A 14,904-nucleotide genomic window follows, 5' to 3' on the forward strand; every position below is an offset into this window, starting at 1 on the left:
CATATTAACGCTAAACCCACACCTAACCCACAAGCTATTGATTAATTTGGAGAATTAAATGGCGAAGATTATTGGCATCGATTTGGGCACCACCAATTCCTGTGTGGCCATTCTTGAAGGGGGCAAACCGCGCGTCATCGAAAATGCCGAAGGCGCTCGCACCACCCCCTCGGTCGTGGCCTTTACGGCCGATAACGAGGTACTGGTCGGGCAGTCCGCTAAGCGGCAGGCGATCACCAATCCCAAGAATACCTTATATGCCATAAAGCGGCTTATCGGACGCCGCTTCAAGGATTCTGTGGTTCAAAAAGACATACATCTTGTGCCGTACAAGATTGTCGAAGCCGATAACGGCGACGCGTGGGTCGAAGTCAACGGCAAAAAAATGGCCCCTCCGGAAATTTCGGCACGCGTATTGATGAAGCTGAAAAAGGACGCCGAAGCGTTTCTCGGCGAGGAGATCAAAGAGGCGGTCATCACCGTACCCGCGTACTTTAACGACTCCCAACGCCAAGCAACGAAAGACGCCGGCCGCATTGCTGGGCTCGATGTCAAGCGCATCATCAATGAGCCGACCGCCGCAGCCATGGCCTTCGGTCTGGACAGAAAGCACGGAGACATCAAAGTTGCGGTCTACGATCTCGGCGGCGGTACGTTCGATATTTCCATCATCGAAATTGCCGAAGTCGACGGTGAGCATCAGTTTGAAGTACTTTCCACCAACGGCGACACCCATCTTGGCGGCGAAGACTTCGACCTGCGCATCATCGATTACATCTGCGACGAGTTTAAAAAAGAGAACGGCATCGACCTGCACAATGATCCGTTGGCTCTGCAACGCCTGAAGGAAGCGGCGGAAAAGGCGAAGATCGAGCTGTCTTCGAGCCAGCAGACCGACATCAACCTGCCCTACGTCACGGCCGATGCGAGCGGGCCCAAGCATCTCAATATGAAGCTTACCCGTGCCAAGCTCGAATCCTTGGTCGAGGATCTGATCTTGAAGACAAAAGGCCCGTGCGAAACCGCGCTCAAGGATGCTGGCCTCAAGCCCAGCGAAATCAACGAGGTTATCCTCGTCGGTGGGCAGACGCGCATGCCGAAAGTTCAGGATTTCGTGAAGGACATCTTCGGCAAAGAGCCTCGCAAGGACGTCAATCCGGATGAAGCGGTGGCGCTCGGTGCGGCGATCCAAGGCGGCGTTCTAGGTGGACAGGTCAAAGACGTACTGCTGCTGGACGTCACTCCGTTGTCTCTAGGCATCGAGACCTTGGGCGGCGTCATGACCAAGCTGATCGAGAAGAACACCACCATCCCCACCAAAACCGGGCAGGTCTTCTCGACGGCCGAGGACAACCAAACCGCGGTTACGATTCACGTCCTGCAGGGCGAACGTGAAATGGCGAAAGACAACAAGTCTCTCGGCAAATTCGATCTGACCGACATCCCGCCGGCTCCGCGCGGCATACCGCAGGTCGAAGTGACTTTCGATATCGACGCCAACGGCATCCTGCACGTGTCGGCCAAGGACAAAGCTACTGGCAAGCAGCAATCGATCCGCATCACCGCCTCCAGCGGCCTGACCGAGGACGAGATCAAGCGTATGGTCAAGGATGCGGAACTGCATGCCGAAGAAGACAAGAAACTGCACGAACTGGTAACTGCGCGCAATAACGCAGACGCCATGATCCATGCAACGAACAAGACGCTGCACGAACTTGGCGATAAAGTGGAAAGCGACGAGCGCAGCAAAATCGAAGGTGCGATTAGTGAATTGAAGACCGCCATGAACGGTGACGATAAGGCGGAAATCGAGCGAAAGACTGAACATCTGACCGAGCTTTCGGGTAAACTGGCGGAACGCTTATACGCACAGAAAGGCGAGACAGCTGGTTCGCCCGGCGCTGAAACCGAACAACCGACGGAAGCCAAGGCAGGCGAAGATGTCGTCGATGCCGAATTCGAAGAAGTGAAAGAGGATCGGAAATAAGGCCTTATCGCTCGGTTTGGCACTGTGCCATGAATGCAGATGAGCGGAAGCAAACTGCTCTGCTCATCCGCCCTCCTCTCCTAAGTTTATGCGTAAAGCAGTCGAGCTTTCGGGTGAGGGAAGGTGGCGAGGAATTAACGCCTGAGTATTTCGGGCAAGTTTGATGCGTCCTGCGCATTGACTCCAACTTAGCCGCAGGCAAAGCCCTGCGGCTCTTTATGTTATGGCGAAAGAAGATTATTACGAACTTTTAGGCGTGGCGCGAAACGCGAGCGATAGCGACATCAAAAAGAGCTTTCGCCGCTTAGCGATGAAATATCATCCAGATCGCAACCGCGACAATCCGAAAGCGGAAGAGCAGTTCAAAAAGATCAAGGAAGCCTACGATGTGCTTTCCGATCCGAAGAAGCGTTCCGCTTATGATCAATTCGGCCATGCCGGAGTTGATCCATCCATGGGCGCAGCCGGTGGGTTCGGCTTTACCGGCGAAAGTTTCAGCGACATCTTCAGTGATGTCTTTGGTGATATCTTCGGTGGCGGTGCGACAGGCCGAAGACGGGGCAGTCGCGTGCAACGCGGTGCCGATCTTCGCTATAACCTGGAGATCACCCTCGAGGAAGCGGTCGCGGGCACCGAAGTCAAGATCCGCGTACCGACCTTCGTAACTTGTGACGAATGCAATGGCACCGGCGCCAAGAAGGGCACGGGACCCACGACCTGCTCTACTTGCCAGGGCCATGGCGCCATCCGCATGCAGCAAGGCTTCTTCGCCGTGCAGCAAACCTGCCCGACCTGTCACGGTACGGGCCAGCAAATAAAGGATCCTTGTCGCGTCTGTCACGGGCAGGGACGTGTTCAGGAAACCAAAACGCTATCAGTCAAGATCCCGCCAGGTGTGGACACGGGGGATCGTATCCGTTTGGCCGGCGAAGGCGAAGCGGGAGAAAGCGGAGGACCACCGGGCGACTTGTACGTACAAATCTCCGTTAAAGAGCACCCGATTTTTACCCGGGATGGTGCCAATCTCTATTGTGAGGTTCCGATCAGCTTCCCGACCGCTTGTTTGGGCGGCGAACTGGAGGTTCCAACGCTCGATGGCAAAGTGGTACTTAAGATTCCCGCGGAAACCCAAACCGGCCGGCTGTTCCGGCTGCGCGGCAAAGGGGTAAAACCGGTGCGCGGCGGCCCGCAGGGCGATCTGTTGTGCCGAGTCCGTATCGAAACGCCGGTACATCTCAATAAGGACCAGATCGAGTTGATCAAGAAACTGGACGACTCCCTGAGCGGGGGCGGCAGTCATCACAGTCCACAAGCGCATGGCTGGCTCGACGGAGTGAAACAGTTTTTCGACAAACTCGGGCTTTAATTGCCGGATTGCCGGATTATCGAAACGCCGCAAGGCCACTGATCGACACGAAAATACCAAAGCCATATCTCAGGAAAACCATAATGATCAAAGTTGGAATCGTCGGAGCCGCTGGTCGCATGGGACAAGCCTTGATACGCGCCTGCCTCGACACCAACGGAATGCTCTTGAGAGCCGCGGTGGAGAGAAAAGGCAGCCCCGAAACGGGGAAGGACGCCGGAGAGCTTGCCGGACTGTCGAAGCTCAACATCCCGGTGGTCGACGACCTGAGCCGCGTCATCTCGGACCTCGATGTCGTCGTCGACTTCACCCGTCCCGAGGCAACCATGGAACATCTCGCGGTGTGTCGGGAGCACGGTAAACGACTCGTTATCGGTACGACTGGCTTCACGCCTGAACAGAAAGCGGATATCGAACATATCGCACTTACGATACCGCTCGTACTAGCACCGAACATGAGCGTAGGGGTAAATCTTTGCCTCAAACTGTTGGAAATCGCTGCGAAGGTCATCGGCGAGCAAACCGATATCGAGATCATCGAGGCCCATCACAGGCATAAAGTGGATGCCCCCTCCGGGACGGCATTACGTATGGGCGAGGTCGTGGCCGCCGCACTCGGCCGAGATCTGCGCGAATGCGCCGTCTATGGACGGGAAGGCTACACCGGGGAACGCGATCCCAAAACGATAGGCTTTTCCGTGATTCGGGCTGGCGATATCGTGGGCGAACATACCGTGATGTTCGCCGACGAAGGCGAGCGCGTCGAAATTACCCATAACGCGACCAGCCGCATGACCTTTGCCAAGGGAGCCATGCGCGCCGCCATTTGGCTTATGGACAAAACGCCGGGCATTTACGACATGCAGGACGTACTGGGGCTCAAGGCCTAACGGCTTACCTTCGCCTTAACGTGACAATTAGGTAATGGACAGTCGATTCCGTCCGTACTCTCCATGGGTCAACCGCCAAGTCAACACGCTTAAACTTCTTAGCAGGTCGTTTCTTAAGCCGCGGCTAATCCGGCTCACTTTCTGCCTTATCTTTTTCTTGCCGGTAGCGACGGCTGCTCCGCCACAAGCTGCCATCGCCAGCGCGCACCCGCTCGCCACGGAAGCCGGTTTTGAAATTCTGGATAAGGGCGGTAATGCGTTCGATGCCGCGGTGGCCATCAGTGCAGCACTCGCAGTGGTCGAACCTGCGGGATCGGGGCTCGGCGGTGGCGGCTTTTGGCTTCTTCATCGAGCGTCCGACGGCAAAACGGTGATGCTGGACGGTCGAGAGCGGGCTCCCTTGGCGGCCCGGCCCGACATGTACCTCGATGACGAAGGAAAAGCCGTGCCCAACAAATCAGTCAACGGAGCTCTTTCTGCGGGCATTCCAGGCATGCCGGCTGCGCTCGTGCATCTTGCCCGGAATTACGGACGGCTCCCACTCTCTAGCGACTTAGCGCCGGCTATTCGCTATGCCGAAGACGGGTTTCCCATAAGTGAACGTCATTGTCGACTACTGTCATTTCGCGCCGACGTATTGCGCAGGTCGAAAGCAGCAGCCAACGTTTTTCTAGTCAATGGGAAAATGCCCGAGCCCGGTGCGCTTTTGAAGCAAAAGGAACTCGCGAATACGCTCACGCAGCTCGGCGAATCCGGCAAGATCGGCTTTTATAACGGCGATACCGCGAAAAGATTAGTCGAAGGCGTCCGAAGTGCCGGCGGCATTTGGACCGTACAAGACTTGTCCGATTATCGTGTAGTCGAGCGGGAGCCCGTTCAAGGCTTCTACCGTGGAATACGCATAACCGCGCCACCACCGCCTTCCGCGGGCGGGATCGGCTTGATCGAAATCCTGAACATATTGTCCGGCTACGATCTGAAAGCCGTCGACAGCACTACCCGCAAGCATCTCATAGTCGAAGCCATGCGGCGCGCCTATCACGACCGCGAGCGATTCCTGGGTGATCCCGATTTCGTAATGATGCCGTTACGTCGGTTACTCAGCCCGAATTATGCCGCCGGTTTACGCGCGGCGATACACCCGAGCCGAGCACTCCCGAGTCTGTATTTAAGTCAGTTCAACGCCCCTGAGCCGGATGGCGAAAACACCACTCATTTTTCCGTTCTAGACAGGGAAGGCAATCGTGTCGCCGCCACTCTAAGCGTCAACTATCCTTTTGGCTCCGGATTTATGCCTCCTGGCACCGGCGTATTGCTGAACGACGAGATGGATGATTTTGCCGCTCATCCCGGCTCAAGCAACGTTTACGGATTGGTAGGCGGTGAGGCTAACACCATTGCACCCGGTAAACGGATGCTGTCCAGCATGACGCCGACGTTTGTTGAGGACCAGCATCGCATAGGCATGATCGGAACCCCCGGCGGAAGCCGTATCGTCTCCATGGTACTGCTAGCCGTTTTGGATTTCGCCGAAGGCCACACACCGGATTCTTGGGTGTCCATTCCTCGATTTCACCATCAATATCTACCGGATGTTATCCAATATGAACCCGGCGGCCTAACCGAGGAGGAGCAAGTGGAACTTAAGAAAAGGGGTCATGAGTTGAAACCCATCGATCGCCGCTACGGTGACATGCAATCGGTTCTCTGGGACAAGAGCATTAATCGGGTTTACGCCGCCAGCGATCCGCGAGGCGAAGGCTTGGCCAAACTGAAATAGAGTGTTTCGCTGTTTTCCGAGGACTTGCGTTAACTGGACCTATGCGTCGCTTTCTCCGACACTGCATTGACGCGCGTTCGCGCAGCGCTCTCTATATTTGAGTGGTCAATTGCGCGTACGAAGCATTGTTTAAGTCTTGGCGGTCGAGAGAGATCACTCGACCGCCACGCTCACCTCAAAGCTTAGCATCGGGCCGTACAACGCGCGACGTCTGAGTTCGTAAAAAATCGCGCGGACGATGCACTGATTTTAGATGTCCGACCTTACCTAGACCCTCCCCTACTTCCGCGTATGGGAACTCCATCCGCCCGGTGACACCCTTCAGGCGCTACTACGACAACTTGAGAGTGGTCAAATAGTCCTTGAAGCTATCACTCAGTTCTGGATGTTTCAGGCCCTGCTCTACCGTTGCGATCAAATATCCGAGCTTTGAACCGCAGTCATAACGTTTACCATGGAATTCATAAGCTAGAACCGGTTCCTCGTGCAGCAGCATCGCAATAGCATCGGTAAGTTGAATTTCGCCGCCGGCCCCTTTAGCCACGTTATCGAGTTTGTCAAAAATGGCAGGGGTTAAAATGTACCGACCAACTACCGCCAAATTCGAAGGTGCATTTTCTGGCTTCGGTTTCTCGACGATTTGCTCCAACTTTCCAATGTTGTCTTGAATCAGATTAGCTTTAACGATGCCGTAGCTTTGAGTTTCCGAAGGAGCGATCCTCTCAACTCCCAGTACCGAACACTGCCATTCGTCGAAGATTTTAACCATCTGCGACAGACAGCCGGTATGCCCATCGTCGATCATGTCGTCAGCCAGCAACACGGCGAAGGGTTCATCTCCAATCACAGCCCGAGCACAATTGACTGCGTGCCCCAAGCCCAAGGCTTCCGCTTGGCGAATGTAAACGCAAGTGACATGGGGCGGGACGATGTTTTGAACAATCCGCAAGATCTCCGACTTACCGCGGTTGGCCAGCTCGGTTTCAAGTTCGTAGGCCTTGTCGAAATGATCTGAAATTGCCCTTTTCGTCCGGCTAGTAATGAACACCATGACGTCGACCCCGGCCGCAACCGCTTCTTCCACGGCATATTGGATCAATGGCTTGTCTACAATAGGCAACATTTCTTTCGGGCTCGCCTTAGTGGCTGGAAGAAATCGCGTTCCTAGGCCGGCAACCGGAAAAACTGCTTTTCTTACAATCCTCTTCATTGTTTGCTTTGCTCTTTACTCAACCAAATTAAATCTTGTGTTTATCCTCGAGATATCGAAGCACTATCTGAGCACATGTATCCAAAGAGTCGACACCTGAATGTAAGGTAATTTCAGGATTTTCTGGCTCCTCGTACGGAGAAGAGATGCCTGTAAAATCAGGAATTTCGCCAAGTCGAGCCCTCTTATACAAACCTTTGACGTCACGATTTTCGCACACCTCTACCGATGCATCGCAGTAAACTTCGATGAAATCTCCCTCACCGACTAGTGATCTCACCATTTGTCGGTCCCGTCGAAACGGGGATATAAAAGCCGTCAGAGCAATAACGCCTGCATCGATGAACAGCTTACTCATCTCGCCGATGCGGCGGATATTTTCCCGTCTGTCTTCTATACTGAACGCTAAATCAGAGCAAAGTCCATGCCGTACGTTATCGCCATCGAACACGTAGGTACGACATCCCCGTTCGAACAGCAGCTCTTCGACACGATGAGCCAAGGTCGATTTACCGGCCCCGGAAAGGCCGGTAAACCATAAAATAAAGCTTTTGTGCCCATTAAGCCGCTCTCGCTTTTCTCGTGTTACGGACGCGTTGTGCCATACGATGTTTGAACTCATAGAAATCACTTTCACTCGTTTTAATTCCCTCGAGTATTTTAGCCTTGAGTTCGATGGCGCTCACCAAGGATGGAAATTTATTTTTCAAAAAAAAGGCTCCACGAAGGAGCCTTTCGGAATCGATAGTCGATTTTTGATTATTTGGCCTTGGCAGATGCCGCTGCCGAATTTGGTGCTTCAGCGCCGACAGTAATCTTGTCGCGGTTCTTTTCGATTGTCGCGGTGCCAATTCCTTTGACACGCGCCAAATCATCCGCCGACTTAAATTTGCCGTTTTTTTCACGATCCTGAATAATCGCTTCCGCTTTTGCCTTGCCTACACCGTTTAAACTTTGGGCAAGCTGGTCGGCCGTAGCGGAATTAATATCTACTGGTTCAGCTGATACGCACCACGCACAGCTAAAAAGCATTAATGCAAATATAACTTTCCTAAGCTTCAACATGACGGCTCCTGTAGGTTGCAAATATGTTGCAAGCTTAAAGCTAGCAGTCGATGCCGCATATGCAATTGAAATTACTGTAGGAATTTTCGGATTTTTGCGTAAGCTTTTGCCGACAAGTCATTTAGGCAGTGCTTTACAGATGAGAGACCGATGAAAGCAGCGCTTGGGTTCTGTTACTGCCGAAGCGGACAGTATTGGAGGCGTTCTCATAGACACCTTCAAGGCAGTTGATAGGCGTGGTTGCTGACACTCCAGCGCATTCCACTGCACTTTCCAAGATTGACTTGTCGCCGGACCCAGACGATCCCAGTGCAGCAATGCACGTCGGAGCACGTCACGGCTGGATGGCAATTTTTGTGAGGAAGGACTTACACCGGCTGGTGTGCTAAACAGAATATGCTAGGACAGAGACAGAGGGACGGAGACGCAATACGATGCCTTTAATGGACCAAATCTATATCGCCTAATTTGTGGCGGCCTCAGGGGCAACTCAACTCCGCGCTTGATTGACTCGATCTCGCAGTTCTTTGCCAGGCTTAAAATGAGGTACAAACTTGGAAGCCAACTCGACTGAGTCGCCTGTTTTTGGATTCCGCCCCATCCTCGGTGGACGATAATGCAGCGAGAAACTCCCGAACCCTCTAATTTCGATGCGCTCGCCCGATGAAAGGGCATGGGTCATATGTTCGATCATTCCTTTTACCGCCAACTCGACATCCTTAAACGCCAAGTGGCCGTACTTCTCTGCTAAGAGATTGATCAATTCTGACTTTGTCACTGTCATTTCCATAAATAGCGGGGGGCAGTGTGTCCGCCCCCCTTGCTTGACCTGACTATTTATTTTCCATCTGTTCCTTGAAGATATCTCCCAAAGTAGGCATACCGGAGGAAGATTGCTGTGAGTACCCCTTGATTGCAGCAGCTTCCTCTTCTTGATCCTTCGCCTTAATCGAGAGAGTAATGGATTTGTTTTTCTTGTCGACCCCGATGAACTTCGCTTCGACTTCGTCGCCTACCTTCAACTGGGTACGAGCGTCTTCTACTCGATCGCGAGAAATTTCGGACGCGCGGAGATAGCCTTCAACACTGTCAGCCAGGGTGATAACTGCCCCCTTAGCGTCGACTTCCTTGACAACCCCGTTGACAATGCTGCCTTTCTCGTGGGTCGCCAAGTAATTCTGGAAGGGATCCTGCTCCAACTGCTTTATGCCGAGCGAGATTCGTTCCCGCTCAGGATCGATGGCCAGGATGATGGTCTCCACTTCATCGCCTTTCTTGTACTGGCGAATCGCTTCTTCGCCCGGAATGGACCAAGAAATGTCCGACAGATGCACCAGACCGTCGATAGCACCTTCCAGTCCGATGAAAATACCGAAATCGGTAATCGACTTGATGCTGCCCTTAATCTTGTCGCCCTTCTTGTGGCTCGCAGCAAATTCTTCCCAAGGATTGGGCTTGCACTGCTTCATGCCGAGAGAAATGCGACGACGCTCCTCGTCGATGTCGAGTACCATGACCTCGACTTCCTCACCCAACTGGATAACCTTGGCCGGGTTGACGTTCTTGTTGGTCCAATCCATCTCGGATACGTGAACGAGGCCTTCGACGCCCTCTTCCAACTCGACGAAACAGCCGTAATCCGTAAGGTTGCTGACCTTTCCGAAAAGGCGCGTGCCCGGCGGATAACGACGTGCGATATTCAGCCACGGATCCTCTCCCAGCTGCTTCAAGCCAAGCGAGACGCGATTCTTTTCCTGATCAAATTTAAGTACCTTGACCTGGATTTCTTGGCCGATCTGAACGGCTTCCGAGGGATGCCGCACTCTCTTCCAAGCCATATCGGTAATGTGGAGCAGGCCGTCGATGCCGCCGAGATCGATAAAGGCGCCATAATCGGTCAGGTTCTTCACCACGCCCGTGACGATCGCACCTTCTTTCAGGTTCTCGAGCAACGCTTCCTTCTCGGCGCTGAACTCGGATTCCACTACGGCGCGGCGGGAAAGCACAACATTATTGCGCTTTTGGTCGATCTTGATGACCTTGAATTCGAGGTCGCGCCCTTCCAAGTAGGATGTGTCGCGGACCGGACGCACATCGACCAGAGATCCGGGCAAAAAGGCGCGCAACGCACCGACGGCCACCGTGAAGCCTCCGCGTACCTTGCCCGTAATTCTACCGACCACGGTCTCATTCTTCTCGTACGCCTGTTCGAGCTCTTGCCATGCCTTCAACCGCTTTGCCTTGTCGCGGGACAACAGCGTAGCCCCTAAACCGTCTTCCAGCATGTCGAGCGCCACTTCGACCGTGTCGCCGATCTGTACTTCGATTTGTCCGTCGGAATTCAAGAACTGCCATTTGGGTATGACGCCTTCCGACTTCAATCCCGCATTGACTACGACCACATCGGGGCCGATATCGATTACGGTGCCCGTGATGATGCTGCCTGGGCGCATTTCCGCCTGAGCCAGACTCTCTTCAAACAATTGTGCAAAGCTATCGCTCATAAAACGAACTTGGTTCTAACAGCCAAGTTTCCCTAGCCGTTTGGGTTAATTGGTTAAACAAATTGCCGAGCAAACGCCGGCAACGCCTCAAAAATTACCGATTACGATCTTACCTACCGCCTATAATATCGAGACATCGGGCGATAACTTGATCAATCGTGAGATCGGACGAATCAATCAGAACAGCGCCATCCGGTACAGTCAGCGGCGCCTCAGCACGTTCCTTGTCGCGCCGGTCCCGTTCTTCAATCTCTTTCGTTAAGCGTTCAAGGTTAACATCAGCCCCCTTCTCTTTCAACTGCTTATGCCGCCTTTTTGCGCGCACTTCCGCGCTGGCAGTTAAAAATATCTTATACGGGGCGTCGGGAAAAACGACTGTGCCCATGTCGCGGCCGTCTGCGACCAAGCCGGGTTCTCGCTGAAAATCGCGCTGCTTCTGCAAGAGCGCCTGTCGTACCGGCCCATAAGCGGCGATCTTCGAAGCCGTGTTGCCGCAGTCTTCCGTCTGGATTTGACAGGCAATATCCTGGCCGTTCAGAAGGATGCGCGGCGGATCGTTCGCCTCGAATTGAAGATCCATCGACCGAGCGACACTGACAACGGCGTCGACATTGTGGGGGTCGATCGCAGCCTGGGTAACGGCGAAGGCCAATGAACGGTAGATGGCCCCGCTGTCCAAGAAATGCCAGCCCAGCGTCTTGGCCAACGCACGGCTCACCGTCCCCTTGCCGGCACCGCTCGGCCCATCGATGGTGATCACCGGCACCTTCGTTGTCATAGGATCTCGCCGAAAATGGCAGAGATGTTTAGGCCCATATCGCGCGCCAACTCCACGAAGCTCGGAAAGGATGTATTGACGTTCGCGCAGTCGTCGATTTCGATCAGGCCGGCGGCCCGCAGCGCGGCAACAGAAAATGCCATGGCAATACGATGATCGCCGTGGGAATTTACTTTCCCCCCGGACAGTTTTCCGCCCCGTACAATCATCCCATCCGGCGTCGGCTGGGCGTCGATGCCCAAGGCTTGCAAACCGTCAGCCATTACTTGGATACGATCGCTTTCCTTGACCCGTAGTTCCTCGGCGCCGGTCAATCGAGTTTCCCCCTCGGCGCAAGCCGCGGCGACAAACAGAACCGGAAACTCGTCGATCGCCAAAGGCACCAATTCTTGCGGAATCTCGATCCCGCGCAGGCGACTTGAACGGATGCGGATATCCGCAACCGGCTCACCGCCCATCTCGCGGACATCGACGACCTGAATATCCGCCCCCATCAGACGCAGAATGTCCAAAACCCCGGTACGAGTCGGATTCACGCCCACATGCCGGAGGGTGACATCGGCATCTTCGCCGATTGCTGCGCCGACCATGAAAAATGCCGCCGATGATATGTCGCCAGGCACATCGATGTCGCAGGCAACAAGTCTCCCGTCCGGCTGTACGCATACGGTATCGCCTTCACGAACCACCGGATAGGAAAATCCGGCTAACATGCGCTCGGTATGATCGCGCGTAGGAGCCGGCTCGCGCACACACGTCCTGCCGGCGGCGTAAAGCCCGGCCAAGAGAAGACAGGACTTGACCTGGGCACTGGCCACCGGCATATCGTAGTGAATCCCCCTCAGCTTCGTGCTGCCTCTAATCTTGAGCGGAGCGGTTCCCGCCTCGGTAGTTTCCACCACTGCGCCCATCGTACGTAGCGGCTCGGTTACTCGCTTCATGGGGCGGCGGGAAAGAGAAACGTCGCCGGTCAAAACCGAGTCAAAATGCTGCCCCGCCAACAGACCGCAAAGGAGACGCATCGACGTGCCCGAATTCCCCAGGTACAACGGTTCTTTGGGCGCACGCAACCCATGCAGCCCCACACCTCGAATGCACACCTGCCCGTCTTGCGGGCCCTCGATGTCGACGCCCATCGCCCGAAACGCATTCATAGTGGCGAGGCAATCGTCCGCTTCCAAAAAGCCGGTGACGCGGGTCGTGCCTTCGGCCAGCGCACCCAACATGATGGATCGATGGGAGATGGATTTATCGCCGGGCACCCGTGCCTCTCCGCGAAGCGTGCCACCCGGCTGCACCCGAAAGCTGATCGTGTTGTTCTGCATGGACCTGTTATTTTTCAAGTTGATCTAAGAATCGTTGTCGCGCACTGCGGGCTTCGGAGAATAAAGAATAGAGTTCGTCCTCGGCCCCTCTCGAAATCAGACCGGCGGCCACACTAAGCTCTTCGCGGAACTGATGGATCAAGGATACGATTTGCCGCCGGTTCGCGAGGCAGATATCCAGCCACATTTTCGGATCGCTGGACGCGATACGGGTAAAGTCCCGAAATCCGCCAGCGGCATACTGAAAAATTTCCTGCTGCTCGTCTTTCTTACCTAGCATGTAAGTCAGCGTAAAGGCCAACACGTGAGGCAAATGGCTGGTCGCGGCCAACACTTCGTCGTGATGGGCTGGCTCCATTTCCGAAACCTTGGCTCCTATCGCTTGCCAAAAACGCTCAACCCGCTTGATGGCCAGCGGCGACGTGTTGTTTAGAGGCGTCAGGATAACTCGCTTGCCCTGATACAAATCGGCGGTCGAGGCATCCACACCGCTCCGTTCGGCTCCCGCGATCGGGTGGCCCGGCACGAAATTTTCGGGAATTTCACCAAAAATTCTTTCGGCGGATTCGATGACATTACACTTCGTGCTGCCCGCGTCCGTAACGACCGCTCGGGTGGACCATACCGGTTTCAACGCGCCCAAAATGGCGTCAAAAGTTCCGACGGGGGTCGCGATCATCACCAAGTCTGCATTTGCAGCGCCCTGCTTTGCATCGGAAAACCCGACGTCGATGACACCGCATTCCAATGCTTTTCGCAAGTTATCGGTATCGGCATCGACGCCCACGATTTCATGGCAGAGCCCTTTGGCGCGCGCGGCACGCGCCACCGATCCGCCGATCAGCCCCACGCCGATGATGCATAGACGCTCGATCATAAGGCCAAGACACAGTCCAGTGCGGCCAGGAAAATCCGGTTTTCTTCCTCGGTACCGACGGTGACGCGCAAATGATTGGGAAGACCGTAATTGGCAACCGGCCGAACGATGACGCCCTGCCGTAACAGCGCCTCGTAAACCGGGGCTGCCGGTCTTCCCACGTCGACCATAATGAAGTTGCCGACCGAAGGAATGAAGTTCAAGTCGCGCTCGGTGAAGGCTTCGCTTAGCCGGCACAGGCCCTCTCGATTCAAGCTCACCGAACGGGTCAGATGATCGTTGTCGTCGAGTGCAGCCTTGGCGGCTTCCAAGGCCAGAGAATTGACGTTGAACGGTTGCCGCACGCGATTCAAAAGATCGGCAATCGCTGGGCTCGACACCGCATACCCGACCCGCAGCCCCGCCAGTCCATAGGCTTTGGAAAAAGTCCGGATCACGATCAAACTGGGAAAATCGGACAGCCACTCTATGCAATCGGGATAGTCGGGAGCTTCAACATATTCGAAATACGCCTCGTCCACAACGGCGATGACATGCTCGGGAAGGTCGCCGAGAAAACTGCGCAACTCCGATTTCGTCAAATAGGTCCCGGTCGGATTATTGGGATTGGCAATGAATACGACCCGCGTCGATTCATCAACTGCCTGGGCCATGGCCTGCAAGTCATGGCCATAACGGGGCCCGTGAGAGCCGTCATGGGCCGGTGCAACGACCGCCTGTGCGCCGACGGCTTGCGTCACGATGGAATAAACCGCAAAGGCATATTCGGAATAGATCGCTTTCGACTGCGGGGACAGGAAAGCGCGGGCCACCAACTCCAGTGCGTCGTTGGAACCGTTACCCAAGGTAATCTGTTCGGGTCGGACATCGAGTTTGCGCGATAATGCGGCCTTGAGCTCGAAACCGCTGCCGTCCGGGTATAGGTGGATTTCGGATGATGCACGACGTGCTGCTTCGAGCGCCTTCGGGCTAGGCCCTAGAGGGTTCTCGTTCGATGCCAGTTTAACGATATTGCGTAGCCCTAACTCCCGTTCCAGTTCACTGATGGGTTTGCCGGGCAGGTAAGGCGTGAGCGCCCGAACTCCGGGAACGGCTAAATGCTCTGCTTTCATAAAGATGAGT

Annotated in this window: 13 protein-coding genes; 4 read left to right on the forward strand and 9 right to left on the reverse strand. The window is 54.8% G+C overall.

What is annotated here, in order from left to right:
- Window positions 1–58 precede the first annotated feature (58 nt).
- The 4 genes from dnaK (at window position 59) to ggt (ending at window position 6,023) form a co-directional block, all read left to right on the forward strand.
- Complete coding sequence (gene dnaK / locus ACR2R1_RS11065) at window positions 59–1,987, forward strand: molecular chaperone DnaK (protein ID WP_077728364.1); 1,929 nt, start codon at window positions 59–61, stop codon at window positions 1,985–1,987.
- A 223-nt stretch (window positions 1,988–2,210) separates the two neighbouring features.
- A complete protein-coding gene (gene dnaJ / locus ACR2R1_RS11070; RefSeq protein ID WP_077728365.1) occupies window positions 2,211–3,353 on the forward strand; it encodes a molecular chaperone DnaJ in 1,143 nt (380 codons plus the stop codon).
- 83 nt (window positions 3,354–3,436) lie between these two features.
- Window positions 3,437–4,243: a 4-hydroxy-tetrahydrodipicolinate reductase gene (gene dapB / locus ACR2R1_RS11075; protein ID WP_434114141.1), complete on the forward strand. Its 807-nt coding sequence runs from the start codon at window positions 3,437–3,439 to the stop codon at window positions 4,241–4,243.
- Window positions 4,244–4,277: 34 nt separating this feature from the next.
- The gene (gene ggt, locus ACR2R1_RS11080; protein ID WP_077728367.1) at window positions 4,278–6,023 is read left to right on the forward strand and encodes a gamma-glutamyltransferase; all 1,746 of its coding nucleotides are present in this window, start codon (window positions 4,278–4,280) and stop codon (window positions 6,021–6,023) included.
- Between the two features lie 331 nt (window positions 6,024–6,354).
- On the opposite strand, the gene galU is transcribed toward ggt, so the two are convergent.
- The 9 genes from galU to hisC form a co-directional block, all read right to left on the reverse strand.
- Window positions 6,355–7,233 carry a UTP--glucose-1-phosphate uridylyltransferase GalU gene (gene galU / locus ACR2R1_RS11085; protein WP_077728368.1) on the reverse strand — a complete coding sequence of 293 codons (879 nt, stop codon included), beginning with the start codon at window positions 7,231–7,233 and terminating at the stop codon, window positions 6,355–6,357.
- Window positions 7,234–7,261: 28 nt separating this feature from the next.
- On the reverse strand, window positions 7,262–7,855 hold the full coding sequence (gene cysC / locus ACR2R1_RS11090) for an adenylyl-sulfate kinase (protein WP_077728534.1): 594 nt from the start codon (window positions 7,853–7,855) through the stop codon (window positions 7,262–7,264).
- 137 nt (window positions 7,856–7,992) lie between these two features.
- Window positions 7,993–8,298: a ComEA family DNA-binding protein gene (locus ACR2R1_RS11095; protein ID WP_077728369.1), complete on the reverse strand. Its 306-nt coding sequence runs from the start codon at window positions 8,296–8,298 to the stop codon at window positions 7,993–7,995.
- 490 nt (window positions 8,299–8,788) lie between these two features.
- A complete protein-coding gene (locus ACR2R1_RS11100) occupies window positions 8,789–9,088 on the reverse strand; it encodes an integration host factor subunit beta (protein WP_276205321.1) in 300 nt (99 codons plus the stop codon).
- A gap of 43 nt (window positions 9,089–9,131) precedes the next feature.
- Window positions 9,132–10,802 carry a 30S ribosomal protein S1 gene (rpsA, locus tag ACR2R1_RS11105; protein ID WP_077728370.1) on the reverse strand — a complete coding sequence of 557 codons (1,671 nt, stop codon included), beginning with the start codon at window positions 10,800–10,802 and terminating at the stop codon, window positions 9,132–9,134.
- 109 nt (window positions 10,803–10,911) lie between these two features.
- On the reverse strand, window positions 10,912–11,580 hold the full coding sequence (gene cmk / locus ACR2R1_RS11110; RefSeq protein WP_077728371.1) for a (d)CMP kinase: 669 nt from the start codon (window positions 11,578–11,580) through the stop codon (window positions 10,912–10,914).
- Entirely contained in the window at window positions 11,577–12,905 is a 1,329-nt protein-coding gene (aroA, locus tag ACR2R1_RS11115) for a 3-phosphoshikimate 1-carboxyvinyltransferase (protein WP_077728372.1), read from the reverse strand. The genes cmk and aroA overlap by 4 nt, the downstream gene beginning before the upstream one ends.
- A 7-nt stretch (window positions 12,906–12,912) precedes the next feature.
- Complete coding sequence (locus ACR2R1_RS11120; RefSeq protein ID WP_434114147.1) at window positions 12,913–13,782, reverse strand: prephenate dehydrogenase; 870 nt, start codon at window positions 13,780–13,782, stop codon at window positions 12,913–12,915.
- Entirely contained in the window at window positions 13,779–14,894 is a 1,116-nt protein-coding gene (hisC, locus tag ACR2R1_RS11125) for a histidinol-phosphate transaminase (RefSeq protein WP_347257343.1), read from the reverse strand. The genes ACR2R1_RS11120 and hisC overlap by 4 nt, the downstream gene beginning before the upstream one ends.
- Window positions 14,895–14,904: the final 10 nt, after the last annotated feature.

The organism is Methylocaldum sp. GT1TLB (assembly GCF_051027445.1).
In the GTDB taxonomy this organism is placed as follows: domain Bacteria; phylum Pseudomonadota; class Gammaproteobacteria; order Methylococcales; family Methylococcaceae; genus Methylocaldum.

Bases quoted from the DNA above. Each gene is read 5' to 3' on its own strand.
- dnaK (WP_077728364.1), top strand. From the start codon at position 59: ATGGCGAAGATTATTGGCATCGATTTGGGCACCACCAATTCCTGTGTG.
- dnaJ (WP_077728365.1), top strand. From the start codon at position 2,211: ATGGCGAAAGAAGATTATTACGAACTTTTAGGCGTGGCGCGAAACGCG.
- dapB (WP_434114141.1), top strand. From the start codon at position 3,437: ATGATCAAAGTTGGAATCGTCGGAGCCGCTGGTCGCATGGGACAAGCC.
- ggt (WP_077728367.1), top strand. From the start codon at position 4,278: ATGGACAGTCGATTCCGTCCGTACTCTCCATGGGTCAACCGCCAAGTC.
- galU (WP_077728368.1), bottom strand. From the start codon at position 7,233: ATGAAGAGGATTGTAAGAAAAGCAGTTTTTCCGGTTGCCGGCCTAGGA.
- cysC (WP_077728534.1), bottom strand. From the start codon at position 7,855: ATGAGTTCAAACATCGTATGGCACAACGCGTCCGTAACACGAGAAAAG.
- ACR2R1_RS11095 (WP_077728369.1), bottom strand. From the start codon at position 8,298: ATGTTGAAGCTTAGGAAAGTTATATTTGCATTAATGCTTTTTAGCTGT.
- ACR2R1_RS11100 (WP_276205321.1), bottom strand. From the start codon at position 9,088: ATGGAAATGACAGTGACAAAGTCAGAATTGATCAATCTCTTAGCAGAG.
- rpsA (WP_077728370.1), bottom strand. From the start codon at position 10,802: ATGAGCGATAGCTTTGCACAATTGTTTGAAGAGAGTCTGGCTCAGGCG.
- cmk (WP_077728371.1), bottom strand. From the start codon at position 11,580: ATGACAACGAAGGTGCCGGTGATCACCATCGATGGGCCGAGCGGTGCC.
- aroA (WP_077728372.1), bottom strand. From the start codon at position 12,905: ATGCAGAACAACACGATCAGCTTTCGGGTGCAGCCGGGTGGCACGCTT.
- ACR2R1_RS11120 (WP_434114147.1), bottom strand. From the start codon at position 13,782: ATGATCGAGCGTCTATGCATCATCGGCGTGGGGCTGATCGGCGGATCG.
- hisC (WP_347257343.1), bottom strand. From the start codon at position 14,894: ATGAAAGCAGAGCATTTAGCCGTTCCCGGAGTTCGGGCGCTCACGCCT.